Origin of the sequence: Salinirubrum litoreum, from assembly GCF_020567425.1 — an archaeon.
GTDB classification, from domain to species: domain Archaea; phylum Halobacteriota; class Halobacteria; order Halobacteriales; family Haloferacaceae; genus Salinirubrum; species Salinirubrum litoreum.
Window position 1 is genome coordinate 25,072 of record NZ_JAJCVJ010000002.1, and the last position, 23,759, is coordinate 48,830.

At 55.7% G+C, this 23,759-nt stretch carries 27 protein-coding genes, 1 tRNA gene and 1 pseudogene; 21 read left to right on the forward strand and 8 right to left on the reverse strand.

The window, feature by feature from the left end; genetic code table 11:
- The first annotated feature begins 82 nt into the window (after window positions 1-82).
- The 4 genes from LI337_RS08775 to LI337_RS08790 all read left to right on the forward strand — a co-directional run bounded on the left by LI337_RS08775 (window position 83) and on the right by LI337_RS08790 (window position 2,477).
- A complete protein-coding gene (locus tag LI337_RS08775; RefSeq protein WP_227229472.1) occupies window positions 83-1,492 on the forward strand; it encodes a lamin tail domain-containing protein in 1,410 nt (469 codons plus the stop codon).
- Entirely contained in the window at window positions 1,485-1,799 is a 315-nt protein-coding gene (locus LI337_RS08780) for a DUF3006 domain-containing protein (RefSeq protein ID WP_264475015.1), read from the forward strand. The genes LI337_RS08775 and LI337_RS08780 overlap by 8 nt, the downstream gene beginning before the upstream one ends.
- A gap of 225 nt (window positions 1,800-2,024) precedes the next feature.
- On the forward strand, window positions 2,025-2,231 hold the full coding sequence (locus tag LI337_RS08785; protein ID WP_227229474.1) for a type II toxin-antitoxin system HicB family antitoxin: 207 nt from the start codon (window positions 2,025-2,027) through the stop codon (window positions 2,229-2,231).
- On the forward strand, window positions 2,232-2,477 hold the full coding sequence (locus LI337_RS08790; RefSeq protein WP_227229475.1) for a type II toxin-antitoxin system HicA family toxin: 246 nt from the start codon (window positions 2,232-2,234) through the stop codon (window positions 2,475-2,477).
- Between the two features lie 262 nt (window positions 2,478-2,739).
- Here LI337_RS08790 and LI337_RS08795 read toward each other — a convergent pair whose 3' ends face one another.
- A complete protein-coding gene (locus LI337_RS08795) occupies window positions 2,740-3,834 on the reverse strand; it encodes a hypothetical protein (RefSeq protein ID WP_227229476.1) in 1,095 nt (364 codons plus the stop codon).
- A 247-nt stretch (window positions 3,835-4,081) separates the two neighbouring features.
- Between LI337_RS08795 and LI337_RS08800 the strand changes: the two genes are divergently transcribed.
- Window positions 4,082-4,855: a hypothetical protein gene (locus LI337_RS08800; protein ID WP_227229477.1), complete on the forward strand. Its 774-nt coding sequence runs from the start codon at window positions 4,082-4,084 to the stop codon at window positions 4,853-4,855.
- A gap of 154 nt (window positions 4,856-5,009) precedes the next feature.
- On the opposite strand, the gene LI337_RS08805 is transcribed toward LI337_RS08800, so the two are convergent.
- On the reverse strand, window positions 5,010-6,254 hold the full coding sequence (locus LI337_RS08805; RefSeq protein ID WP_227229478.1) for a hypothetical protein: 1,245 nt from the start codon (window positions 6,252-6,254) through the stop codon (window positions 5,010-5,012).
- Between the two features lie 800 nt (window positions 6,255-7,054).
- On the opposite strand from LI337_RS08805, the gene LI337_RS08810 reads away from it, so the two are divergent.
- Together LI337_RS08810 and LI337_RS08815 are read left to right on the forward strand one after the other, a co-directional pair.
- Complete coding sequence (locus LI337_RS08810; RefSeq protein WP_227229479.1) at window positions 7,055-7,423, forward strand: UPF0175 family protein; 369 nt, start codon at window positions 7,055-7,057, stop codon at window positions 7,421-7,423.
- Window positions 7,420-7,926, forward strand: a complete 507-nt coding sequence (locus LI337_RS08815) for a PIN domain-containing protein (protein WP_227229480.1) — start codon at window positions 7,420-7,422, stop codon at window positions 7,924-7,926. The genes LI337_RS08810 and LI337_RS08815 overlap by 4 nt, the downstream gene beginning before the upstream one ends.
- Window positions 7,927-8,041: 115 nt before the next feature.
- Here LI337_RS08815 and LI337_RS08820 read toward each other — a convergent pair whose 3' ends face one another.
- Complete coding sequence (locus tag LI337_RS08820) at window positions 8,042-9,073, reverse strand: DUF7961 domain-containing protein (protein ID WP_227229481.1); 1,032 nt, start codon at window positions 9,071-9,073, stop codon at window positions 8,042-8,044.
- Between the two features lie 261 nt (window positions 9,074-9,334).
- Here LI337_RS08820 and LI337_RS20165 point away from each other — a divergent pair.
- From LI337_RS20165 to LI337_RS08860, 9 genes and pseudogenes are all read left to right on the forward strand, one after another.
- A pseudogene (locus tag LI337_RS20165) lies at window positions 9,335-9,490 on the forward strand (homing endonuclease associated repeat-containing protein); the annotation flags it as partial.
- A 276-nt stretch (window positions 9,491-9,766) separates the two neighbouring features.
- On the forward strand, window positions 9,767-10,210 hold the full coding sequence (locus LI337_RS08830) for a hypothetical protein (protein WP_227230910.1): 444 nt from the start codon (window positions 9,767-9,769) through the stop codon (window positions 10,208-10,210).
- A gap of 54 nt (window positions 10,211-10,264) precedes the next feature.
- A tRNA-Gln gene (locus LI337_RS08835) sits at window positions 10,265-10,337 on the forward strand.
- 240 nt (window positions 10,338-10,577) lie between these two features.
- Entirely contained in the window at window positions 10,578-12,665 is a 2,088-nt protein-coding gene (locus tag LI337_RS08840) for an AAA family ATPase (protein WP_227229482.1), read from the forward strand.
- 7 nt (window positions 12,666-12,672) lie between these two features.
- A complete protein-coding gene (locus tag LI337_RS08845) occupies window positions 12,673-13,986 on the forward strand; it encodes an McrC family protein (protein ID WP_227229483.1) in 1,314 nt (437 codons plus the stop codon).
- A gap of 270 nt (window positions 13,987-14,256) precedes the next feature.
- Window positions 14,257-14,379, forward strand: a complete 123-nt coding sequence (locus tag LI337_RS19890) for a hypothetical protein (protein WP_264474988.1) — start codon at window positions 14,257-14,259, stop codon at window positions 14,377-14,379.
- A 670-nt stretch (window positions 14,380-15,049) separates the two neighbouring features.
- A complete protein-coding gene (locus LI337_RS08850; protein WP_227229484.1) occupies window positions 15,050-15,874 on the forward strand; it encodes a hypothetical protein in 825 nt (274 codons plus the stop codon).
- A 567-nt stretch (window positions 15,875-16,441) separates the two neighbouring features.
- The gene (locus LI337_RS08855) at window positions 16,442-17,425 is read left to right on the forward strand and encodes a hypothetical protein (RefSeq protein ID WP_227229485.1); all 984 of its coding nucleotides are present in this window, start codon (window positions 16,442-16,444) and stop codon (window positions 17,423-17,425) included.
- Between the two features lie 4 nt (window positions 17,426-17,429).
- Window positions 17,430-17,969, forward strand: coding sequence for a hypothetical protein (locus tag LI337_RS08860; RefSeq protein ID WP_227229486.1), 540 nt, complete (start codon window positions 17,430-17,432; stop codon window positions 17,967-17,969).
- 6 nt (window positions 17,970-17,975) lie between these two features.
- On the opposite strand, the gene LI337_RS19895 is transcribed toward LI337_RS08860, so the two are convergent.
- From LI337_RS19895 to LI337_RS08870, 3 genes are all read right to left on the reverse strand, one after another.
- Entirely contained in the window at window positions 17,976-18,101 is a 126-nt protein-coding gene (locus tag LI337_RS19895) for a hypothetical protein (RefSeq protein ID WP_264474989.1), read from the reverse strand.
- A gap of 191 nt (window positions 18,102-18,292) precedes the next feature.
- Window positions 18,293-18,493, reverse strand: a complete 201-nt coding sequence (locus tag LI337_RS08865; RefSeq protein ID WP_227229487.1) for a hypothetical protein — start codon at window positions 18,491-18,493, stop codon at window positions 18,293-18,295.
- An 82-nt stretch (window positions 18,494-18,575) separates the two neighbouring features.
- Window positions 18,576-18,803, reverse strand: a complete 228-nt coding sequence (locus LI337_RS08870) for a hypothetical protein (protein ID WP_227229488.1) — start codon at window positions 18,801-18,803, stop codon at window positions 18,576-18,578.
- A gap of 200 nt (window positions 18,804-19,003) precedes the next feature.
- Between LI337_RS08870 and LI337_RS08875 the strand changes: the two genes are divergently transcribed.
- Window positions 19,004-19,777 carry a hypothetical protein gene (locus tag LI337_RS08875; protein WP_227229489.1) on the forward strand — a complete coding sequence of 258 codons (774 nt, stop codon included), beginning with the start codon at window positions 19,004-19,006 and terminating at the stop codon, window positions 19,775-19,777.
- Between the two features lie 109 nt (window positions 19,778-19,886).
- On the opposite strand, the gene LI337_RS08880 is transcribed toward LI337_RS08875, so the two are convergent.
- Both LI337_RS08880 and LI337_RS08885 read right to left on the reverse strand, forming a co-directional pair.
- Complete coding sequence (locus LI337_RS08880; RefSeq protein WP_227229490.1) at window positions 19,887-20,174, reverse strand: hypothetical protein; 288 nt, start codon at window positions 20,172-20,174, stop codon at window positions 19,887-19,889.
- Window positions 20,175-20,186: 12 nt separating this feature from the next.
- The gene (locus tag LI337_RS08885) at window positions 20,187-20,951 is read right to left on the reverse strand and encodes a hypothetical protein (protein ID WP_227229491.1); all 765 of its coding nucleotides are present in this window, start codon (window positions 20,949-20,951) and stop codon (window positions 20,187-20,189) included.
- Window positions 20,952-21,201: 250 nt separating this feature from the next.
- Between LI337_RS08885 and LI337_RS08890 the strand changes: the two genes are divergently transcribed.
- From LI337_RS08890 to LI337_RS08905, 4 genes are all read left to right on the forward strand, one after another.
- Window positions 21,202-21,408, forward strand: coding sequence for a DUF8156 family protein (locus LI337_RS08890; RefSeq protein ID WP_227229492.1), 207 nt, complete (start codon window positions 21,202-21,204; stop codon window positions 21,406-21,408).
- Window positions 21,409-21,541: 133 nt separating this feature from the next.
- A complete protein-coding gene (locus LI337_RS08895; protein WP_345777766.1) occupies window positions 21,542-21,814 on the forward strand; it encodes a GNAT family N-acetyltransferase in 273 nt (90 codons plus the stop codon).
- A gap of 151 nt (window positions 21,815-21,965) precedes the next feature.
- A complete protein-coding gene (locus LI337_RS08900; RefSeq protein WP_227229494.1) occupies window positions 21,966-22,334 on the forward strand; it encodes a nucleotide pyrophosphohydrolase in 369 nt (122 codons plus the stop codon).
- A gap of 79 nt (window positions 22,335-22,413) precedes the next feature.
- Window positions 22,414-23,715 (forward strand): HNH endonuclease, encoded by a 1,302-nt coding sequence (locus tag LI337_RS08905; protein WP_227229495.1) that lies wholly within the window; start codon window positions 22,414-22,416, stop codon window positions 23,713-23,715.
- The last annotated feature ends 44 nt before the right edge of the window (window positions 23,716-23,759 follow it).

Genomic DNA, 23,759 nt, shown 5'->3' on the forward strand with positions numbered 1-23,759 from the left:
TGAATAACGACGTCCGTGACACTACTCCAGGATTCCATCACACCCCCACGACCTATTGCACCGAGCTACGTACCAACTGAATATGTCTGTGTCCTCTCGGTCGATTCAAGTCGCCTCGGTCGTCGTTCTCATCGTTCTCGCGGGCTGTCTCGGCGGTGCTGGGCCCGCAGATCCGAGTACAACTCCCACAGCAGAGTCAACTGCTCAGCCGACTGCGACGGCCGAAGGGACACTCGAGGTCCACTTCATCAACGTCGGCCAATCGGTGAGTACGCTCGTCGTCGGGCCGACAGGCGAGACCATGCTGATCGATACGGGCCACTACAACGACGACGGTGAGTACGTCCTCTCGTATCTCAAAGCACACGACATCGACCAGATCGACTACCTCGTGGTCTCACACAACGACGCCGACCACATCGGCGGGAACGCCGCGATCATCGAGTACTACGAGACACAGGCCGATGGCATCGGTGCGATCTACGACCCCGGCATCGCTGCGAGTACGCAGACCTACGAGTCGTACCTCGATGCAGTCGAGGAACACGACGTCACGCTCTATCAAACTCGCGAGGGTGATACGATTCCGTTCGAGGGTGCCACCGTCGACGTCTTCGGTCCACCCGATCCGTATCTCGAAGACGAGGAGCGGAACGAGAACAGCATCGTCCTCAAACTCACGCACGGCCAGACGAGCCTCTTGTTCACAGGTGATGCTGAGGACGATCAAGAACAATACTTGATCGACACCTACGGCGCACAGCTCAACTCGACAGTGATGAAGGCGGGTCACCACGGCTCTTCGAGTTCGACGAGTGGGGCAATACTCGATGCAGCTGATCCGCAGGCGGTCATCATCTCGAGTGCGTACGACTCACAGTACGGCCACCCGACTGACGAGGTGCTCACCAGACTCTCTGATCGGTCGATCCCCGCGTTCTGGACTGCCACCCACGGGAACATCGTCCTCGTGAGTGACGGCCAAGGGGTTTCAGTCCAGACGCAGACCGACGCCCCCACGACTGCGACGCAACTCAAAGAGGGCAGTCCGATCGAACCCGGAATGGATGGGGAAGTCACCGAGCGCGTTCGCTACGGTGGGACTGCTGTGACGGCGGCGACGAGTACGGCTGTAACTGACGGCGGGACGCCCACCGGGCAACTGGAGATCACCGAGATCAACGCCGATGCCGAGGGTGACGACGGTGAGAACCTCAACGACGAGTACGTCGTCTTCGAGAACACTGGCGATGGACCACTCGACATCGGCGGCTGGACTGTGAGTGACGAGGCTGGGAAGACGTACACCGTCCCTAGCGGTGTGACGCTGGAGGCTGGTTCTCAGGTGACGCTGCACACCGGGAGTGGTGAGGATACAGCGACAGATCTGTACTGGGGCCAGGGCTCGCCCGTCTGGAACAACGGCGGGGACACCGTGATCGTGCGAAACAGTGACGGGGATATCGTCCGTGAGGAGCAATACGATGGTTAACCTTCAGGATGGTGAGTACACGGCGGTCGTCGACTCGATCGAAGACGAACTGGCGACGGTGTTCTTCGAACGGGATGGTGAGTCGCTCGGCGGTGACGTCATCGACGCCACGAGGCTCCCTGAGGAGGCCCGAGAGGTGGATTCGATTCTTCACGTCACGGTCGAGGATGGCGAGTGTACGGAGTGGGACTACGACCCCGAAACAACCGAAGAACGTGCGGAGGCTGCACAGAGTCGGTTCGATCGGCTCTCACAGCGTCCACCGTCAGGAGACGAAACAGAGACCGACGACGAGGACACGTTCTGATTGACATCCTCGCCGCGCTCGATTGATAGACATTCACCCGGAAGCCTCATGCGAGATACAGAGGATGTGTGTAGCACGTGGGGGGATGAGTCGAACACGGCCATCAGGGCGCGGAGTTCGAAGCGAAGCTGAGGGACTGTCGAAACGGAACAGGCACGGGCAGTCGATTTCTGATGCGGGTACCCCGACCGAACCCTTATCAGAGATACCGCACTATCTCGTCGTATGAGTACTGGGCGCGAAATACGTCTCGTCGAAGAAGACGACGGTTGGTGGTCGGCTATCGACCGGGAGACCGGTGTGGCGAGTCAGGGCCCGACCCGTCAAGAGGCTCTTCGGAACCTCGACGAGGCGATCGAGGTAACCGAGGAAGCTCGCGCCGACGATACCTCTGCCCCCGAACCGGACGCACCGTGGTTCGAGGATTCGTAGGTGGTGACACGTGACTTCTCCGGGCGGGAGATTGTCAAGGTCCTCCAGAAGTTCGGCTATCGCCACGACAAAACCCGCGGCGACCACGCCGTGCTAAAGTACACCCATCCAGACACGGGAGAGAAGCGGACGGTCACCGTCCCACTCCACAATCGTGTTCGCATCGGCACCCTCCAGAGTATCGCTGAGCAGTGTGGTGCCAACGACTTCCGGGAGTGGTGCCAGTGGATAGACGATCATCGGTAGCCAGGCTGGATCCACCCGCTTGACCCGCTATATTGCCAGACGGCGATAGATATTTCTCTGCTGTGAGAAATAGAGTTCCTACCTAGGCTGCTGGAGATGCCAACGACATTACTTGAGCTAGTTTATTCTCTCGACCGGATGCAAGGGTACTCTCATCCCCCACTGTATCATGAGAGTCGACGAACTCTGCCGGATTAAGGCCATCATCAGGAAACTCTACGACGATTGTCTCGCGTGAGTGTCTCCTTCTGAACACACCAACTCAGCTTGCCCATCTCGGGTGCCCCTCCTCATGATAATCGGTTCTCACGACCATATTCCAGAAGGAGTGTTGCTCGAACCCCGAGAGTCGCTGCACGTTGATCGATTTCAGGTGATACTCGTGTTTCTCCGGAGCAAAATCGGTCCGCAGTAGTCGGGTGTACACATCGTCGTATGCATCGAGTTGCCTGGACTGCCCTCGATTGCTCTTCGAACCGGGGATGTCAGGCCCTGCTTCCGCGAGGAGCTTTTCGTATAGCCGTTCGCTCTGTTCGAGTGGGTTTCTGATAGTCAGGCCGATCACTTTCGGACTATCCGGGGATGACCGTCTGGTGTGGTGGTGGTCTCTCACCTCGAGTGAGAGTGGCTCGTCAGGACGGATCTCGAATTCATCTATTGTCACCGTCTTTGCGTTCTCTCTCAATCGGCAGCCGAACTGCGCTGCGAGTTCTTGATACCGGCGAGGATCGACTGGATACCCACTGGTCAGAAACTCGAGTCTGCACCGCGGGATGTTCCCATACTCTCCACAGAGTGTGAGATACAACAGCATGTAGTCCTCTTGATAGAGCCGGTTCACGAAGACGACACGCCCGTACTCTGTGTCATCTAGATCACCCCGATCAAATCGCTCTTCGAATGTTTCCAGACACGTGACGAAGTTTTCGATGCCGATGCCGCCCCAAGACCCGCTCGGATACTGAAACGTGAACCAGTTCTCGTCCGTATTGGCCATCGTCGACAATCGCTTGAGGCCATCAGCGACGAGCTGGATGTCTACTTCTCGGCGCTCACCCCCAAACTTCACCGGCTGGTCGAATCCAAAATAGCTCGTGAGAAACGTACAGATGATCCCCCGATCCGGATTCTCTGTCGGACCTGTGTTCAGTTGCTGGAGGTCTAACTGAGAGTTGGAGCTCCGTGGCCGTGCGTCCACCCCCTGCCAGACCCCTTCTTCCGGAACCGGATATGGAAGGCTGATCAAGCTCTCTGAGAGTACCCTGAGGTATGCGATCTCGAACGGAATCTTCTCCACTTTGGCGTATTCTTCGAGTTGCTTGACCGCTGTCTCGGGAAGGTCCATCTTCGTCCCCATGCTGGAGTCACTCTGAATGCAGTCTTAACTCTTCCAGTAACTGTTTCCATATCACTATATCTAAATAGATAAAACGGCCTTCTGATACGATAGTTCGATTACTGCATCTCTTTGTGCATATTCCTTGCATTGTTTGTGCAGCACCCGCCGGTTTCCCTCCTAGGGGCCTCCTGTTCGGTCTCTCGTTACAGCCGATTTATCACCCTCAGTCGGCTGGGAGGGTGCTCTCATCCCTTCGCACTGCATCATGCGAGTCGACGACCTCACACCAGCGGAGTTGTACCGCCTGCAGGCCATCATCCAACGCATTCACGACGACTACCTCGCGTGGACGTCGCCGTTCGAACGCGAGCAATTACCCGAGAAAGCCGCGCTGGAGGGCATTCCCCGTGGCGAACCTCGTGCCCGCCATCTCACGTTTTCTCTTCTGCTGAGTTACGATACTGATTCTCGGAGCCTCTGGGAGACGACTCGTCGACTGTGGCACGACTACCCCTGGTTGTTCGAGCCCCGAGCGCTCGTGGTGGACCGGAATAGAACAGCGGTGACTCGGATCTTCGAGCGGAACGGTATCCGCTACTGGCGACGGGATGCGGCAGCCTGGTATCTACTGGCATCGAGACTCGTCGAATCGTATCGAGGGTCTGTACTGTCGCTCGTTGCGAGTGTCGAGTGTGATGCACTGCGGTTGCTTCGGCGAGTGCGTAGTGAGGGGTTCCCGGCTCTCGACGGAGAGGAGATTGGCCCGCACTGGTGTCGCTTGCTTCACGAAGACGTCGTGCGTCTCTACCGGATCGACCGGATTCTGTTCCCTGTCGATGTGTCGCTAGTGAGAGTGAGCAGGGCGTTGGTCGGTTCGTTCGAGTCTCTTGAAACCGTGCGAGTGTTCTGGGATGAATTCTGTTCACTGTCGGGGTTCGATCCCGTCCTCGTCGACCGGTCGCTTTCGTTGGTCGGGACGCACTGGGAGGAGTGGGGGCGAGAATACGTGGACAACGTGTGTTCGGCAGTCAGCTGGTGACTCAAGTAGTCGATCCGTTCGCTGTACCCCCACCACAGTATCTGGCTTCCTGTGAACGGTGTACTGTGACTCTGCTGAATAGAAGCAGTACCAGCGCTCGGATCTCAGAACAGGCTCGATATCAGAGCTGAAAGGAACGAATCGGGCAGGTACGTTACGTGTTCAGTGGATGTCGGAGTGTCCACTCATCGGCAGTTGGGTCGATCCTACTCGGTTCGCTCCCACGTGACTCGAGAATCCCAGCGTGATACAGCATCGCCTTCAACTGGAAGACGGTCGGTGAGTGATACACGTTCCCGTCGGTGAGTTCTGCACGCCGGAGATCTCCCTCTTCTGTTAGGACTCGGCTCCGGACGTCGTCGGTGCCACGGAGGAACAGTTCGATCGTGAACGTCGGATGGTGCCTGTGGAGCCATTCGACGAGATCGACCAGTGAGGGTGTGCTGTTCCCTCGGTCGTGCATCGTCTGGAGTTCCTCGACGAGCAACTGTGTCGCCGGGTACGCCCAGACGACACGGCGAGCGACGAGTCCCCACTCGGGAGCGATTTCACAGAACCGTTTCCGTGATCCTTTCCACTCGGTGAACGCGTCGAGCGCGTCATCTACCGAGCCGTATCGATCGAATGCAAAGCGGACGACCTCTCTACCCAGTGGCGTCAGTTCGATCTCGTGAGGCTCCTCTTCGATCAGTCCCAGAAACGACGCGCCCCTCCGGGCACCGTCTGTCTCTCCGACGACCCGCTCGTCGACGATCGAGTCTGTCTCCTCGGCGTGATAGACTGCGAGTGGATATGCGAGGTAGTTCTTCGGGTGATTCAGACTGAACGATTTGTCTGCAACGCCCTGGGCGGTCGCCTGAAACCGGATCGCACTCGCTTCGTCTGACGTTCGGTTCCCGACTACTCGTGGGACTTCGAGAGGCGTTACCTCGCCGTCTGATTCGACACCGAGCACGCCGACGTTCAGTTCCCGAGCGAGGGTTCGGTCCGCCTGTGAGATCGCTGCTCTCGGCCCGGAGACGTATGCTGCGTTCGCCTCATGCAGTCTGTCGTACGCCTGGACGATTCCGCGCTCGATATCGACAGTGCCGCTATCGGTGTATCCCTTCGCCTCGATCGCGACGAGTGGTGGTTCTTCGCCGAAGCGTTCGACCGCGAGATACTCAGAGTCGAGGAGACGTACGCCGACGAGATCTGGATACCCCGAGCCGATCTGGACGTGGTTGAACGGTGCGAGTTCCTCCCGGATTCGAGAGGGCACTGGCTCGTCGTGCAGCCAGTTGCTTGTGGCGAACTGCGTGTCGACGACTGCGTAGGCGTTCTGCTCGCTCTCGTCGGGAAACAGACGACGCTTCGTGTGGGCGAGAACCTGTGGTTCTGACAGCGCCGTGCTGGCCATGCCTCAGGCTGTCGGGGCGAGTACATGAAGCTTCGGCAGTCGTCGTGAGTACGAGACGGCGTGTCTCTCGGAAGTCCGTTCACAGTCGGGAAACTGTGCTCAGTCGGCTCTATTAAAACTCTTCTGCCGCTGATAGTTTACTGAGGCCGTGCTGAATACAGAGGATGAGTTCAGCATAGAGTCCAATTTCTCTCACACAGAAGCCAATGAATTGGTCTTCAGTACGTGCACCTATCTATCGACAACTCGCCTTATGAGCAATAACGCCACGCAGAGCGCGAGGAGTATTAGCCCCTCATCAAGTGATAAAAACGACGTAAGGTCGAGATATCCAATAATCACGGTGAGTAGAGACATCAACAGGTAGATTGCCTCAAATCTGGTTAAGTCAAGCACGGATGCGTGAATTTGCTGTTGTAATTATAAAACACGGGGGAACGAAGTCTTGTTCTCGGCGCCGATCATATTTAAGTGGTTTTCTGTAGCCATTGACCCGTTAGAGCATATTATAGTTGGCAAGTCGTGACCGACTCGCGCGCTATATTCAGCACGCGATACCTATCAGGCATTGAGGGTTTCAACAGAGCCGCTCAGTCCTGTAACTCGAAACCGAACCTCTCGTTGGCATATACCCCTGAGTTCACACCGTACACCTCACAGACAGTGGCGAGCGTTGTCTATCCGCGATTGTCCCTACCTCTCTCGTTGCGTCATCACTGTGGTCGAGATCGAGTGGCTCACTACAGTAGTCGTCTGGCGTAGTTCATAAATAGTATGAATGCGTAGTTTGGAGAAGAGAGATGGCTCGGATCACTGGCTCGTACCCGGACGACCTCGACCTCCTCATCGAGGGTGCTGTCGAGGCTGGTGTGTTCGGGGGCAAGAGCGATGCCTTGCGAGAGTTCGTGCGTGAATACTTCGAGGACCACAAAAACGAGCGCATTGCAGCTGCCGTTGCTCTGTACGAACGGGAACGGGTCACACTCGGTGATGCTGCGAGACTCGCTAGTGTCGATCGCTGGACCATGCGTGATATTCTCCGTGAGCACGGCGTCACGATCCGCGTCGGACTCGTCGACGAAGCGGACGCAGCCTACGAAACGGAGGCAGCGAGTGAACTCGAATTCAGTGATGAGGACTCGGCCGACGATGAGCCACCTGCGAAATGACAGGTGACGATGTTCCAGGGAACCCGAGCGTCCTGAACACCACTGTCCTCTCGAATTTTGCATATATCGACCAGCTCTGGGTGGTCAGAGGACTCGCTGGAATCTGCTCGGTTCCAGCCGTTCACGAGGAACTGCAAAACGGCGTTGATGCTCATCCGTATCTGCACGCAGCACTCGATATACTCGACGACGAAATTCCAGTCGTGACGATTTCAGACACCGTCGCAAACAGAGAGGCGGTTGCCAGGCGCCATCTCGACGCCGGTGAGGCACAGGCGTTCGCGTTTGCAGACGCACACGACGGTCGACTGCTGACCGACGATGGAGATGCTCGCTCGTTTGCGAAAGAACAGGGTGTGACCGTCGTCGGGTCGGTCGGCGTCCTGTTGGCCGCGATCGATGCTGGAAAGATCGATGAATCAACCGCAGACGAGTGGCTGTCACGATGGATCGATGAGATTGGTTTCTACGTGCCGTATCGAACGATCTCGGAGTATCGATGACCGGCTTTCTCGGAGTTCGGAATCGCTGAGTGGACAGGAGTCGGGAGTTGCGTTGATAGCACAGATAGTTTTTCTGTGAGGGGATATCCACCCGCGTGGATTCTCGACGAGTAGGTCAGTATTGCGGCTCGAACACGAGATCCTCGTGACTGTACGAGTACGTGCTCACGCCCTCATCATCACAGATCTCGGCGAGACTCGCAGGCGACAGAGAACCGGGATTGTCTACTGCGTCGTCGAGTTTCGGCTGGAAGGTGAGAGTGATGTCCCTGTCTTGCTCTTCGTCGACGTCGACGACGATCCCGAGGTCCGGATCGTCGTAATCCGGCTTGATAACATAATCACCCACGGTGAAGGGTTGCTCGGCGCGTTCGAGATTCGTGTGCTTGTAGGTGTACAGTCGAATGTCCTGGTCGTCACAGTACGAGGCGAGTTTCGCAGGATGGATCTCTCGCCAGTCGCCGGGTCCTTCGTCCAGCGTACTCGGGAACGCGACGCTCACCGCCTCACCGTCCATCGTCTGCCCGTAGAGGCTCACGTCCGCTTCTGGAGGGAGGACTTCGACCACGACTGCGACCGAGGCGTCGTCGTCGGACTTCTGGACCCGATCTCCCGGCTTGAACGGATTCTGTGGCTTCTGATTCAGGTGTGCCGTGTTCGGCCCGAGGTCGTGCAACTCGTTCATCGGCCGTGCCGCGAGGTGGGCCAGCTTGTCGGGTTCGTCGCCGGTGTACTGCTTCTGCATCTCGACCTTCGATTTCAGTGTCTCAACGTGCTCCCACCCCAGCAAGATCAGTGCGTCCTCGTTGTCCCGGTGCCAGACCATCACCACGATGTCGTCGTCCGGGTCGGTTTCGAGGATCGACGCTGGCTTGAACGCCGAGACGTCACGCGAGGTCTTCACGTCGACCTCGTAGCCGAACACCTCGAAGTCGTATCCTGCAAAGCTCTCGGGATTACACCGTCTGATTGCTTCCTCGTTTACCCACTCCCACGTTTCGACGGGGAGGTACTCTCTACAGAATTGCTCGAAAGCGAGTTCGCCGAGGTTACCGATCCGCTTGACCGACTGTTGCTCTGCTCCCTGAATGACTGCCTGGTGGTGGGCCCGCTCGCGGTCGATCTCGTCGGGGGTGTAGACGTACACACCCGGCTATCTGTCGAACAGTAGTATAATTATTCTGTTGTAAATTGGCTGAACACACTGGACTGTGGGTCGTGGTTGAGATGTCGGGAAGACAGCCGGTCCGGGCACTTTTCGGCTCAACCGCTCGGATCTACCTAGTGAGCACACTGTTCTGATTTTTTTCGCGTCATCTCAGGCGATGACGACTGAACAGCCCAGCAACGGAGTCACACTGATTTCGAGTGAAGGTTCAAATACCAGATCGGCCCCAGGAGAGGTATCGTGACTACACCAGACGAGTGCCTTGACGCACTCCGAGAAGCGGCTGATCGTCTCGGAAAGTCACCCTCGAAGCCCGAGTATGAGCAACTCGGACTCACACCGTCCGCTTCAACGGTTCTACGGCATCACGGATCGTGGAACAAGGCGAAAGAACGCGCAGGCTTGGAAACGAGTGCCAGCTCTGGGTCTCGACTTGGAGACAAACCCAAACACGTCACACTACCTGAAGGAGAGTCGTGGGAAGACCTCAGTCAGGATCAGCGTTGGCACTACAAGAACAGGGAGTGGAACACTGAGCGCACACTCGCACGGCGTCAAGAACATCGGAAATGGATTCGAACACTCAAACGAGAGAGCAATGGTTGCCGTCAGTGTGGAGAGTCCGATCCTCGGTGTCTTGACTTCCATCATCGAAAGCCAAGCGAGAAAGAGATGGCCATCAACAAGATGGTGCTCTATGGCTACTCAAAATCCCGCATCAGAGCAGAGATCGAGAAGTGTGAACTTCTCTGTGCGAACTGTCACGCCCGATTTCACCGAACGAAACCTGGTGAAGAAATTCTCAGCACAGTAGGGGAAATGGATCTCTCTTCAGGGAAAGTCACAGAAGAGACCCTTGGTGAGCTGGAAGAGGTAGGATACACCAAGGCTGATCGCCTTAGGTTGTGGACCTCATTGTACAAGCGGGACCGCGGCTGTCAGAGCTGTGGTGAATCGGATCCGAGCTCTCTGCAGTTTCACCACGAAAACGGTGACAAGACTCGCGGTGTCGGAGCGATGATCTCGGATAGTTACCCAACCGAAGAGGTGCTAGCAGAAGTCAAGAAGTGTACTGTGCTCTGCGCTAACTGTCACCGGAAAACACACCGACGCTGATCGATCAGGAGAAAGCGACAGGATTTAGTACGACACTGCCGTCTGCCCAAGTGGAGTCCTGTGGTGTAGTGGCCAATCATGTGAGCTTCTGGGGCTCACGACGGAGGTTCGAATCCTCCCAGGACTATTCTCGATTCCTTCCGTGCTCAGTAAGGAGGAGAGCCATTTCGGTTCAGCCAACTGCCACCAGATCTCCCCTTGAAGTTTGGTAACGATGAGCGGCTGCCATGTCCTTATGACAGATTTTTGAGTGTAACTAGCAGTCCAGCTGAAGACGGGTTTAACCACAGTGGAGGGGCCGGTGCGTAATTTGGTTATATAGTCACAAAACGTAGTTTCAAGTCTTTTATCCGACTCCACTGAAGAAATGAGGAGCCTGTCGCTAGTTCACGTCAGGGACCGCGAGGCGTTTGAGCGGACCGTCACGACACCTGTAGAGATCACGGAAGACGCGCCTGGGGATCTAAACAGAGGCGACAAGCTGCGTCTCTGGGCTATTCACCACGACGACAGCGAGCGAAACAGAACAGAGTACGAGGCACTCGCGCCGGGAGACGGGGTAGTATTCCACGACGGTGAGAACGTATTCGCTGCCGGTGAGGTCGGGCGGCTGTTCGATGTCGAGCAAGCGGGTGCCGAACTCGGCGACTGGCTCTGGGATGACCCGCACCGAACACTGGCGTTCACAGTCGAGGAGTTTGTGGAGGGCCTCACTGTCTCGCTCGATGCTGTTTGGGAGGCATTCGGGTACGGCCCGGAACACAGTACGAGTACAGCACTCACTCGGGCTTCCGCATCTGCGCTCGATACGCTCGAACAGGAGTACGACACGTTGGAGGCGTTCTATGGCTGGCTCGTTGACGCACCAGAACATAGCCGCAAACTAGCCGCAGAGATCGAGCCGTCATCAACATCTTCGGCGCCGTATTACTGGGTAAATCAGAGCAATAACCCCGAGGAGATCGAGGAGGGATATCTACAGGCACCGCTTGACTCCTTCCCGAACTACGACCTCCGGAAACTCGAGCCGGGAGATCTCGTATTCAACTACCGAAATGGTGAGATAATCGGTGTTTCAGCGGTTGAGGGGCACGCCTACGTCGTAGACACAGACGCAGAAGAACAAAAGCACCGAGTGGACATCGATTTGGACCGATTTGCTGACCCAATTCGATTTGCCGATGTCTTCGAGTATCTGACTCGGGAAGACGTCCGGCTCGATAAGTACTATCCGGTTAACCCTGCAGGGATCAATCAGCAGTACCTGTTCAACCTAAGCGAGAAAGCAGGCGACTACCTACTCGAACGTGGACGTCACGAGAGCGTTCAAGTAGACCGACTCGAAGACCGCCTTTCCCTTCCGAGAGTCGAGATCGACCTCCCCTCTGAACTTCACTTTCCGGATGGTGAATCAGCACGACTCCAGCGCCAGATCAACGCCGCACTCAACGCTGGAAAACACATCATCTTGACCGGGCCGCCGGGCACCGGGAAGAGCCGACTCGCACGGGCAGTCGCAACCCAAGCTGCTGAAACAGCCGCAGTCGATGACTACACCTTCACCACTGCAACAGCGGAGTGGACGACGTTCGATACGGTCGGCGGCTACGTCCCGAGTCGAGAAGACACAGGATTAGAGTTCGATCCCCGACTCGTCCTGCAGTGTTTCCGTGACGACGAGGAGCTCGTCAGAAACGAGTGGCTCGTCATCGACGAACTGAATCGCGCTGATATCGACAAGGCGCTCGGCCCGCTGTTCTCCGTGCTGTCGCAGGACTCGGTCGAGCTCCCCTTTGAGCGGGACGAGCGCATCCGAATCGACTGGGTCGAAAATCGAGACCAAGATACCTTCGAGTCGATCGCACGAAGCCCGGATCGCTTCCCCGTGACGCCCGCGTGGCGGCTGATCGGGACGATGAATACGTTCGACAAGACATCGCTGTATGATCTCTCGTATGCGTTCATGCGCCGGTTCAGTTTCATCCATGTCGGCGTTCCCGGACTCACCACAGACACGGGGGCGGTCGACTACTCACTGCTCGACCCGAGCGGACAGACGAACTACGCCACTAAGTGGGCGAGAGCGACCCCAGAACTGCAGGACACCATCGTGGAGTATCACCGAGAGCTGAGCCTCATCTGGGCGATCATCAACGACTATCGGACAATCGGCCCGGCCATCGTCCGGGATATGCTGGGGTATCTGGACGCCGCAGAGGGCGGTGACGATACGACGCCACTCACCACCGCGATCATCACCCTCGTCTTCCCGCAGTTGGAGGGAATGCGTCAGTCCGAACAGCGGGCGCTCATCGAGGACCTCACCACCGGAAGCCTTCGCGGGGAGGCCAAGACTGGAGAAGACGACCCATCGGAATCGGTCGAGCTCCGGATCGATGCTCCATATCTCCGTGCGAAGGCACGCGACTTCTTCGAGTTGGACATCGAGGAGTGACGGTCGTATGGTGAAGACACCACCCGAAGAGCTGGCCTCGTACGTGACCGATGAGCTAGTGACGTATCTCGGGAGCGGTCGTCTCAATGAATTCGCACTCACAGCAGCAATCGACTTTTCTGGGTTGGATATCGAAGGACTGGATCAGCTCAAACAGTTGCATTTCGTGCTGAGTGATGACGTCGTCGAGTTCATACACAAGCTCCCTGAGCGGCTCCGTCGAGTCAAGTCAGTGAGCAAGCAGACGAGTCAACTCGAACGCGGGGCAGTTCGCGGAAAGATCGATTGGCAGGAAACGATCCAGACCCGTGCGAAGACTGGATTCGATGACCGGACCGTGTTCGTCGTCGACCGGCCAGAAGTCGAGTATGACATCCCGGAGAATCGTGTCTTGAAGAAGTTGCTTGCGGTAATTGCCGAACCACTCGCACGGGATATCGAAGGGACGACGCAGGGATGGCGAGCAGCGTGGGATGATACCGATATTGTGCGTCTCCAGCGAACGCTGGCGAACAACGTTTATCTTGACGCCCTGCCGGACCCAGCCGAAATTTCGCTTTCCGGACGAGATCTTGAAACAGCGAGACGATCCAGACACCGTCTCTACGCTGATTCGGCGCGACTCTACCGGCTGTACGACGACTTATTGAACGACCGGCTAGACCGTCCAGCAGTACAGAAACTTCTCCAAGAGACGCTTGTCGTGCCCACAGAACCGCATCGACTTTTCGAGTTGTGCTGTGTGTTCGGGACGATACGTCGACTGCAACGAGCGTACGGCGAGCTGACTCTCCAGCGAGTCGAACCCGGGATGGATGAACTCGCTCGCTTGGAGAGTGACAAACACCGGATCGACGTCTACTACGACCAGACCGGTCCACTCCAGTTCACAGAGTCACTGCCATCGGTTGCAGAACTGCAGGACCGGGGCGCGGATGAACAGTTCATTCGACTGGCACGCGCAGGTGAAACACACCAGGAGGCAATGGAAACCTTCCTCGGTCAATCCAGTGAGAGATTGCTATACAGCGGACGGCCTGACGTTCTCGTGTTACGGTACGAGAGGGATCAAAAAGCGGATGGGGTGTTAACTGACTGCGTGATTGGCGAGGCGAAGTACACCGAATCAGAGGCGACGTTTTCTGTGGGAGTGCGAGAGCTACTGGAGTATGTGACCTTCGCACGTGATGAGAGTGGGTATTTGGAGGACTCCACTGTAGAGATAACAGGCGTGATTTACACGGACGGCGTCGAGACAACAACTGACCGTGGGTCAGGGCTTCGCCATCTCTCCACTGATGCGATTTTCCAGGAACAGTAAGCTCGAGGTGGACTGATACTTCTGTGCGACTCTCTTACCACCCAACAGGCAGGGCGCTAACAAGGTAACGCACTGTCGGCAGATATCCTATAATCGAATACGACACAACGCAGAGACCGGATGAAGCCGGCGGATGATCCGATTCTGGAAGTCATCCGGAGCGATGGCAACATGACTCCCCTCGCAGTGTCCAAAGAAGGCTGGGTGCCGCGTGTCGACATTACCCGAAACTACGCTGGCCAGCGTTGTCGGGCACTCGCACGTCGGGGTATGCTCCGTTGCCTCGACAAGGGATTGTACGGAATCACCGACGAAGGTCTCCGCTACCTCGACGAAGAACTCGACGCCAACTCGCTCGAAGAACGCGAGTCCATCAAGCCCGACAGCGAGTAGCCTATTCTCTGCAGAGGTGTCGGCTCGGTTACTTTCACTCGATTCGCCACGTTTACTACTGGTTCTGCGTATCGTGTACATGCTTCTCACAGGTCGTGGGAAGCGCCGTTCCGGTGTCTCCAGCACCGGGGCTTCTGCGACGGCGCTCCAACTCCGTGGTTAGTAGATGGTAGCCAAAAGAGTCAGCCACGGACGCACGGCGGAAGTGGAACTGGAATCCGGGGTCAGTGGGAGTCGGAATCGAGTCTCGTTCTTTTTCCGTTTCCGACGTTCACGGTGGATACTGGTGATCGGCATCCATCGACCCACCGCATCGTCAGCATACGCTCGACCGCAACTCCGGCTCTTTGTCACCGTCTTGGACTTCTGGAGTGATCACAAGGCCGGTGATCTACCGGATTCGACTGGTCACACTGGCCGCGATTCTGTTCGTGATGGGTGTGCTCATGCTGGCGATCAGGCGCTCTAGGTAGGTATATACGAGATATGTATCAAGCGTCTTGGCTATCTTTTTCTTGTAAACGAACTCACTCCAACACTAGAGTTAGAATATAGGTCTAATATTTAATTTATATTTAATAACCTTAGGAAATACTCTTTATAGACAAAATAGTTGAATGTGTCTATGTTTGGGATAAGGCATTTATGATTCCGATACGTCATAAGAATTGTGACAGAAAGAGGCACTTTCCGCTTGGGTCGACTCAAAGTAGAGAATGGTAGTTTACCTACCGTTGATGAGGTCGCGGACGCAATTAGTGACGATTTTACTGAGCGGACGAGTGAAGAAGACCCTGCGACAGGTGAGCCGATTACGTATCAAGAAAAAGGCCGAGACGTGTACAAGGCGACAGACTACGACAATTACAACTTCTGTCACTTCACTTACGTTACTGACACGGACGAGAGCTTCCGAATCCGGGACGACGGTGAGGAGAGAGAGGAGGACCAAATTGTCCTTGAAGTAGCTTGGGTCGTCTACTTCGAGAACGGTCAGTATGCCTTCCAATCCCGTGACGATATCGCGGAGGCTTGGATTCCGAGGTTCATCAAGCGCCGAACTGATAGGGAAATCACCAACGACGATCATCGAATGGATAGAATCGGACAGGAAGAACTGGAAGATCGATTCTACGGTGCTGACCGGATCACGAAGGCAAAGTTCGGTCAATCGGGTGATGATGATGCTGGGCGGGCAGGAAGTGGGGGTAGCTTGGAAGAACTGGCCCGCCACTCCTCTGGCCTCACGTTTAGTACGGGCCAAGGGGGTGGCGGTAATCTCCAAGACGCCAGCCTGATTCGAGAAGCAGTGGAGGAACTCGAAATCAAGCGTATCAACGTCAAAAACGGCGACGAGAACATGATTACGCTCAAAGAATCTGGGCGTGTTGAGATCTCTTGGAACAACAACGACTGGGACGACGATGCCAGTGCTCGGAATCGAGGGCAAACAATCCGGAGGAAGCTACGTCCATACCTGATCGCTGTAAGGTAATTTAGATCGGAACTGGCGGCCAGTTGTCGGAAGTACGGGTCTCCAGCCCAGCGCGTCAGGCACGTGATGCAGTAGAACCCCCGTCTCGTGATTCCCAGTTCGCGAGTCCGTGCGGGAATCGGTAGCGGTGTCGCTCGATTCGCTGTGGATTCCTCGTCGCCATCGTGTACCCCCGTAGGAGCGTCCACTGATAGGGGTGCGCCAGACGTGGGGTGAAACTGGAAGTGGTCGAAGTGCTGGAACTCGTTGGATTTATTTCGCAGAAGTGTCGTTGATTCGATGACGGACGACAGGCATCAAGTCATCGAGATCTGTCGGCCGCAACTCCGGCGAGTGATGCTGCAAGGGGTTTCTGGAGTAGTCACGACCGACGAGCTACCGGATTCGACTCTACACGCGGGTCTCCATTCTCGCGGTGATACTCGTGGTGGTGCTCGTGATTCTGGCGTTCTTGATAGCGTCGTCTAACGTGACGACTTAGTTCCGATTGGTGAACAGTCATCTATCCAGATGGTTTTATGTATCGTCCATTGAATCACTAACCCAACAATGCCTACTCACGGTGTGATGCCCTACAATTTTCAACTGAGGAAGAAGGGGGATAAAGACAAACTCTGGGACCTAACCAACCTCCGGACACATGACCCAACGCTTTCCGACAATCACATCTTGGATATATTGGAGGATTTCTTACAACAGGTAACCGGTAACCTGGACAAAAATAAGGATGACGAGAAGGCAGTCGTCGTGAAAGATTACAATGTCGACAAGAGCAACAACCTGGTTGAGGCGATCATCTCGACTGGCGATTTCGGATATCGTTCGGAACTCAGAGACGTGAACAGTGGGCAAGTCACTCATAATAAGTCCACGAGCGAAGCAGAGCTAATTCCCTACTACCTCTCAATGTGGATTCCAGAGACGGTCAGTGGAGATCTGTATGAAAGCGGTCAGCGTGGTATCATGGTCTTCCAGCGAATCAATGGGAGAAGCATCATGACGCGGTTTAAAAAGCGGTTCCACTCATTCGCGCTCACTCATGACGACTGCAACACAATGCTGGAGATGAATCCGATTACCAGACAGGAAGTTCTTCGTAAGGTTCTGCAATCTCAGAGTGTGAAGCGGATCGAGATCGAGGTGGACGAGGTCCCAGCGGACACTGAAAAGGAAGTCCAGTACATTGAGGGGATGGATACACACGACGCAGAGACTCAGTCAATTGTACTCAAACCGAAGCGAGGCGGCTCTCTTCTGCCAATAAAGAGTATTGCCCGTCAACTAAAACGAGACGGTGGGAGCTTCGCTCAGGTCGTATCAGACGACGTTTTGGAACTGAAAACTACAATTAAAAACGAACACGGGAAGAAAGAAACATTCTCGCTGATCGACGACAAACTGAGGATGCGGAAGGAACTGGATCCCAGCCAAAAGAATCTCAATGGTGGGCTACCAACAACTAGTTACTTGGCTGACCAAGCCGCACTGATGACCAATCAGGTCTTGCCACAAAATATAGTTAAAACGCTGAACTATTCAACAAAGGTATGAGAAAATGTTACTACGAAACCTACCGGACATTGTCTGGAAGAACTACAGTTCGCTTGCAGACGAATCAGGGTTTAGAGGCCGACGAGCGTGGGTTTTCGTAGTAGCAACCTTCGTGGTGTTACCGATAGCGGCGGGTACTGTTGCTGGCCGATACTCACCCATCTGGTCAGATCTAATTAGAACCCTGATTACCGCCACAGGTGTCCTTACCGGCTTCTCGATCAACGCACTGGTGCTACTTACCAGTCACACGGCCGAAAAGACCTATGAACAGAAAACCACTATTGTCGAGCAAACTCAAGATTTCACCCTCTACTCGGTTCTAGTAGGGGTTAGTCTACTTCTCTCACTCGTTGGGGGCTACATCCTAACCGAAGCTTCTGTAGTCAACGGGATGGCGATTCCTTTCCCTGTCAGTATCTCGGCCTCGCAGTTGCTCTCATTCGTCGTATACTCCCTGCTGGCTCACTATTTCCTGATACTTTTGGTGATTGTTCACCGGCTCTACACACTCGTAGATACTAACGCTCTAAACAACGGCTAGCGTCGATCACTTCCCACCGACACCACTCGCCACGTTCACCTCGTACCGCACTTCCAACTCGGGAGCGACCAGCACGTCGGCCACGTCCGACGCGACCTCGTGACCGACTTCGCAGACTACTATCCCCGACATCTCTTGAGCAACCTTCTTACCATAAGCCGTGCTCCTGGTACCGTCTCAATCGCACCGAGGGACTCGGCGGTTCGTACTCGTCGCTCCACCGATAGTGCCGCCGTCGGTGGTCCCGCCACTGCTTCGTATCGTAGAACACCTGTCCACACGCACACTCCACAGGCTCGTCGAGCGGCGGGAGCCATACGAACTCACTCGATCCCATCGAACGCCTCCGGCCCGATCTCCTCGCCCGTCCGGTCGTCTTCCAACTCTCGAAAATACGGGTCTCGTCCCCAGCGCGTGAGACAGGTCACGCAGTAGAACGCACCGTCTCGCGGTTCCCAGTTCGCATGCCCGTGCGGGCAGCGGTAGCGGTGTCGCTCGATTCCTGTTAGACTCCTCGTCTCCATCGTGTACACTCGATGGACTATCTACTGAAAGCCGTGCGCCAGACGTACGGTGAAACTGGAAGTGGTCCTGTACACGAACTAATTACTTCTCCGAAGTGGATCGTGACGGGAAGATGTCGGTGTAGGCTATCTCGATGAGTTTGAGCACTCCCAAGACGACTATGCCGATTGCAACAAGCCCGGGGAAGTTGCCTGGTGGTTGAATACCGAGGACAGCACCGTCCCCGATTCGAACTGCCATCCCTCCGAACCCACCAAGGAGAATGTCTCTGACCGCGTTGAATTCCCACGTCTCGAATAGTTTTGTCATCCTGCTCTGGAACACCGAGTGTTCCCTATTCAACGTTCCCGATTCAGAGACTACGAGACGGCGATGATCTCCGTGCCCGCTCAGTCGTCGGTCTATTGTGGTAAGAGTGGAATCCTGAACTCACAGAACCTGGCGCGCGTTCGACATAGTCACTATCTACTGTTGAAACATATTTCTGCGTCTAAGGCGACGCTGTGTTTATGAACGATACTACCTCCGTCAGTTCGCTCTTAGACGATTTCTCGACAATGGAGATGGCATTATTCGTGGTGGTGCTCGGGATTATAGTCATCTCGACTCTTGCAGCATTACTCTTGAGTTCCGTGATGATTCTGACCCAGGGAATTAGAACTCCCGGTGAATATGCGACCTTCGTTTCTGGCTCTGCGACAGTCGTCCTCGTTGTCTTGACAGGGTGGTATACAGTGGAAACCCGGAGAATGGCTAGAGAGACTGAGATAGCACGTCAAGAAGAGAAGGAGTGGAGGAAAAAGAAAGACGAGATGAGCCGGGATAAACTCAGACGGGGGTTACTCGGAGAAGTTAGACGGACTGAGGGCCTAGACTCGTTCGCGGAAGAGTATAGTCCGTTTATGAGCTATGCCGGAGACATCATCCCGAGGACAGTGTACAGCCAGAATGCGGGAGAAATTGGCAAGTTAACTGAGGAAGAAATCTCGATAGTCGTTGATTATTATACGCAAGTGCAGATGATAGATACGGCGATGAAGATGCAGAACCAGTACGACATTTCGGCTCAGAGGGGTCTAAAGGAGATTTTGTTTTCGCAGTCACACAGTCTCAAACAGAGACAGGGTGCAGAAGAGCGCGCTGACGAGGTCCGAGAACTGATATACGATCTAATTGAGACTAGAGATGAGGTAATCAGTACACTTGAGAATAATCTCAACGATACCGCCGACGGGAGTTCATCTGAGGGAACGGAAAAGGACTCCAGAAGAGAATCCGGATAGGTGTCCCATATTCAGCCCCAACGATCCATCAGTAACTACACCCCACAAGTCCAGCGCCATCGCCCCGATCACAACAACACCCAAGAACGTTAGCGGCAGGCTCAACTCCTCACCGCCCGGCACAGCATCGAGACGTACCCGGTGACGAATACGAGAACCCCCGAGTACGCATCCGCGCCTCAATCGGCGCGAGCGGCCACGGCAGCTCGGGATAGTTCAGAAACGAGTAGGCCATCGCCACCCGGACCGTCGGTGCGCCGAGCGCGAGGCGGACGACGATCTCCGCGTTGTAGATCAGCAGCACCGCGACGACGAGCGACTGAGTGACGCGCCACTGGTCGAGGGCGTACTCCGGGAGGACGCGGTCGCGGAGGGTGTCGCGCCAGCGATCGGTCACCTGTTTCAATGTCTAGTAGAACGAGGCGGAGACAGTGACCACTCCGTACTCTGCCGTCGTTGAGGATTCCTTTGCAACATTACCGTCGTTCAGTATTTTAACAGTCAGCTTCCGGTCGGTGTCGTCCTGTTTTTGAGCGCTCACCGAGATGACGTTCGGGTCTCCATCGATCTCGATCGTCCGACTACCGCTTCCGTCGACGCTTCGTTGCGAACCAGCAGTTCCGACGCTTCCTCGCCAGCTACCATCGTACTCTATCCGTACAGAGTACGCAGAATCTCCGCTCGAACCAGAGCTACCTCCGCCGAACGAATCACTTGAGGAGACAGCTACAACACCGTATGCGGATGTCGTACTTCCCTTAGCCACTACCTCACCATCGGCGCGGATTCGGACTGTCAGCTTTCCCGAGCCACTGCCTTCCTTCTGAATGCTCGTACTTACGAGTGATGCGTCCCGCACCTCGTAGACCGTATCACCGGATCCATCGACGGACTTCGAAGCACCACCTGTTGCGATCGAACCGGACCATGATCCACCAGTCTCAATTTCAATGACGAAATCTGGCGAGACAGAGGTCGGAGTAGGGCTTTCAGTAGGCGTGGACGTTTCGGTGGCCGTTTCTGTTCGGGTGGCTGTTTCGGTAGCAGTTGCAGTTGAGGTCTCAGTACTCGCTTCCGTTACTCGTGTGGGTGAGGAACCAGACTCTCCTTCGCCACCGAGACAGCCGGCAGTCGCGAAGAGGGCCGCCCCAGCGAGGAATTTACGTCTCCTCATACCAACAGATTAAATCTCCAATATAAAGTTGTTCTGTTGTAACACTCTGTGGGAGTGATGTACTTCGAAACACACCGTCCGTTCTCGCAGGGTCGTTCCTTCCCTGTTTCATTCTCGAAATCCGCGTCATGTCTGGCACTCACGTCTGGTCGTGACCGGGAGGCTTCACCCACTAGCCTCTACCTTATCGAACCCTTTCCACCCCGGGGGTATGGCTAGTATACATCCCGCATCGTCAGAGGAAGATCACATGGGATGCGCCATCCCGACGTACCGCGACAAGATCAGCGACTGGGAGGACGAGTACACGAACTACTACCGCGCACTCCGCCACGACCGACAGTTGGCGTTCGACGACCTCGTGAAACACGTCAACCGCCACTCGGTGGCCGGCGGTGCCCGAAACCACTACACACCAGAGCTCACTCACCTCGTCTCGATCTGCGTCGGCCAGTAGCACGAGATTCGACAACCCCGCGAAGAGATCGAGTCGCTCCAGGAGGTGAGTGAGTAGCGATGCACCTGAGTGACGAGTACGACGAGGTCCCACCAGAACAGGTACGCTTGAGGAGGGCATCATCGGATATCAAATTCTCGTTGACGGTGAGTACGCCGGCGCGATCGAGGGCATCCCCGGGAGACTGGAGAGCTTCGTCGTCGAGATGCATTGGCGGGAGAAAGGTGTCGGCCGTGCCGCACTACAGGAGCTCGTCGAACTGAGCACCAAACATGGGAAATCCGAAATCGTGACTAACAACGTGATGTACGACGCGATGGAGCATATCCTCGAAAAGGAGGGATTTGAGCCACGCGATGAGATGGGGTGGACGGAGTCTCTCTCGGACAACACCGAGTCCGATTAAATTTTCGCCTCTCGTCAGAGACTCAGACACATCACCTCGCTACAAAATCGCCCGAGGGCTAAGTCCGACTGTCACCACTCTGTTAGTCGAACGGTAATATGCACACCCACACGGGAATTGTTTATACCTCTAACAGACGCAGCACCATATGATGACCGATCTCGAGGACCTCCAGCTTCGATACGAACAGTTCGTTGCCCAGAGAAACTGGGAGCAGTTTCATACCCCGAAGAATCTCGCAGAAGCAATCAGCGTCGAAGCGAGCGAACTGGTAGAATGCTTCCTCTGGCACGACAACCTCAAACCAGACGAACTCCAGAAGAACGAGAACCTCGTTACAGACGTCGAAGAGGAACTCGCTGATATCGTGATCTACTGTCTGGGGATGGCAACCAGACTCGATATCGACCTGCTCGATGCAGTCGAAGCAAAACTCGAGGATAACGAGCAGCGATTCGACCCTGAGAAGACAGACACGATCAACGAAGAGCTCTCCCAGTGGCAACGAGAAAACCGGTAGCAGTACCCGACTTCCGCCGACCAAATTGACTACTTTGGTACATAGGTTCACCCGAACAGCACTGCTTGCTGACACCTAGATGACGAAGACGTGGCTACTCAACACCATCCCGTCACACTGGGATCACTACTACGAAGGACCAGATACGGACGACCACCCCGAACGACACCACAACCAGCCGTGGCACGGCATCCCCGCAGGTGGTAGCTCACCAGACCCGAGTGAACTCAACCCCGGAGATCTCCTCATCATCAGGGTCAACGGCGAGGGCGTCCGGGCGCTGTGGACGTTCAGAGAAGCACGACGCGTCGACGATCAGTCGATTCTCCCACCCGACTGGCGCGACCACGAAGGGGATGAGCGAGACTACGAGTGGATCATCTATTGCGGGGAAGCTCCGGCTCGACGGTTCGATGAGACCTACTCCGAAGAGTGGAACGAGTCGCCAGATCTCCACTATGCGGCACTGACAGGGACGGCGAAGAAGGGCGATAGCGTCGTCCAGCCGTACGTCGAGTTCCTCCTGGAGAAGGACATCCCGAGTGCAGCTCGTGAGGCACTCCTCGAAGTCAGCCAGGAGCGTACCGCACAGTCGACACCCGGTGACAGCGGCGGACGCTGGTCTCGTGAGGAGTACATCCTCGCACTCGACCTCTATCTCAACCATCCGGAGATCACGCACGACGACTCAGATCCGGACGTCCAGGACGTTGCAACCCTCACAGGAAGATCGTCGAACTCGATCGCGCTCAGGCTTGCGAACTTCCGTCATCTCGATCCCGAGGGAACGGAAGGGATGTCGAACGTGGGTTCGGATTGTCGGAATATCTGGGAAGAGTTCTACGGGCAAGAAGACGAGCTCGCGTACAGAGCCGAGGAGATCAGAGATGACCTCGGTGGGGGCCAGACTAGCACGTCGACGTCGGGGTCGAGTACGTCCATGTCAACTGTCTCTGGGACGGAGACAGTAGAGACTGGAGAGACAACCTCGACACAGACGGTTCGGCGGGGGCAAGCGAAGTTCCGTGCTGCCGTCAGGGAACGGTACGACGACCAGTGTGTCCTCTGTGACATCGAGAAGCCGACGTTACTGGAGGCAGCGCACATCCTCGAGTGGGAGAAGTTTGAGGGCGAACGGGGAGATCCCGCAAACGGGCTCCTCCTCTGTCGGAACCACCACCAGGCCTTCGAGCGGGACCTGTTCACGCTCTCAGAAGAGTACGAGATCGTGCCGCGGCCCGACCTGACGTTTGAGAGTCAGTGGTTGCGAGAGACGATCACAGATCGTGCAGGAGAGGCAGTAGAGTTCCCCAACGACCCGCCATCGAGTGAGTATCTCGCTCAGTACAACGAGCGACTTGCTTGGGTGGACGACGAGTGAGATAGGTCAATTTACTCGTCGGGGAAAGATACCCGGATCTACCT

Coding starts and splice junctions, on each gene's coding strand:
- LI337_RS08785 (WP_227229474.1), top strand. CDS start 2,025: ATGAGTACTGGGCGCGAAATACGTCTCGTCGAAGAAGACGACGGTTGG.
- LI337_RS08855 (WP_227229485.1), top strand. CDS start 16,442: ATGCCCTACAATTTTCAACTGAGGAAGAAGGGGGATAAAGACAAACTC.
- LI337_RS08775 (WP_227229472.1), top strand. CDS start 83: ATGTCTGTGTCCTCTCGGTCGATTCAAGTCGCCTCGGTCGTCGTTCTC.
- LI337_RS08875 (WP_227229489.1), top strand. CDS start 19,004: ATGAACGATACTACCTCCGTCAGTTCGCTCTTAGACGATTTCTCGACA.
- LI337_RS08830 (WP_227230910.1), top strand. CDS start 9,767: ATGGCCATCAACAAGATGGTGCTCTATGGCTACTCAAAATCCCGCATC.
- LI337_RS08800 (WP_227229477.1), top strand. CDS start 4,082: ATGCGAGTCGACGACCTCACACCAGCGGAGTTGTACCGCCTGCAGGCC.
- LI337_RS08840 (WP_227229482.1), top strand. CDS start 10,578: ATGAGGAGCCTGTCGCTAGTTCACGTCAGGGACCGCGAGGCGTTTGAG.
- LI337_RS08805 (WP_227229478.1), bottom strand. CDS start 6,254: ATGGCCAGCACGGCGCTGTCAGAACCACAGGTTCTCGCCCACACGAAG.
- LI337_RS08900 (WP_227229494.1), top strand. CDS start 21,966: ATGACCGATCTCGAGGACCTCCAGCTTCGATACGAACAGTTCGTTGCC.
- LI337_RS19895 (WP_264474989.1), bottom strand. CDS start 18,101: ATGTCGGGGATAGTAGTCTGCGAAGTCGGTCACGAGGTCGCGTCGGAC.
- LI337_RS08780 (WP_264475015.1), top strand. CDS start 1,485: ATGGTTAACCTTCAGGATGGTGAGTACACGGCGGTCGTCGACTCGATC.
- LI337_RS08860 (WP_227229486.1), top strand. CDS start 17,430: ATGTTACTACGAAACCTACCGGACATTGTCTGGAAGAACTACAGTTCG.
- LI337_RS08815 (WP_227229480.1), top strand. CDS start 7,420: ATGACAGGTGACGATGTTCCAGGGAACCCGAGCGTCCTGAACACCACT.
- LI337_RS08845 (WP_227229483.1), top strand. CDS start 12,673: ATGGTGAAGACACCACCCGAAGAGCTGGCCTCGTACGTGACCGATGAG.
- LI337_RS08885 (WP_227229491.1), bottom strand. CDS start 20,951: ATGAGGAGACGTAAATTCCTCGCTGGGGCGGCCCTCTTCGCGACTGCC.
- LI337_RS08870 (WP_227229488.1), bottom strand. CDS start 18,803: ATGACAAAACTATTCGAGACGTGGGAATTCAACGCGGTCAGAGACATT.
- LI337_RS08890 (WP_227229492.1), top strand. CDS start 21,202: ATGGGATGCGCCATCCCGACGTACCGCGACAAGATCAGCGACTGGGAG.
- LI337_RS08795 (WP_227229476.1), bottom strand. CDS start 3,834: ATGGGGACGAAGATGGACCTTCCCGAGACAGCGGTCAAGCAACTCGAA.
- LI337_RS08905 (WP_227229495.1), top strand. CDS start 22,414: ATGACGAAGACGTGGCTACTCAACACCATCCCGTCACACTGGGATCAC.
- LI337_RS08810 (WP_227229479.1), top strand. CDS start 7,055: ATGGCTCGGATCACTGGCTCGTACCCGGACGACCTCGACCTCCTCATC.
- LI337_RS08865 (WP_227229487.1), bottom strand. CDS start 18,493: ATGGAGACGAGGAGTCTAACAGGAATCGAGCGACACCGCTACCGCTGC.
- LI337_RS19890 (WP_264474988.1), top strand. CDS start 14,257: ATGCTCCGTTGCCTCGACAAGGGATTGTACGGAATCACCGACGAAGGT.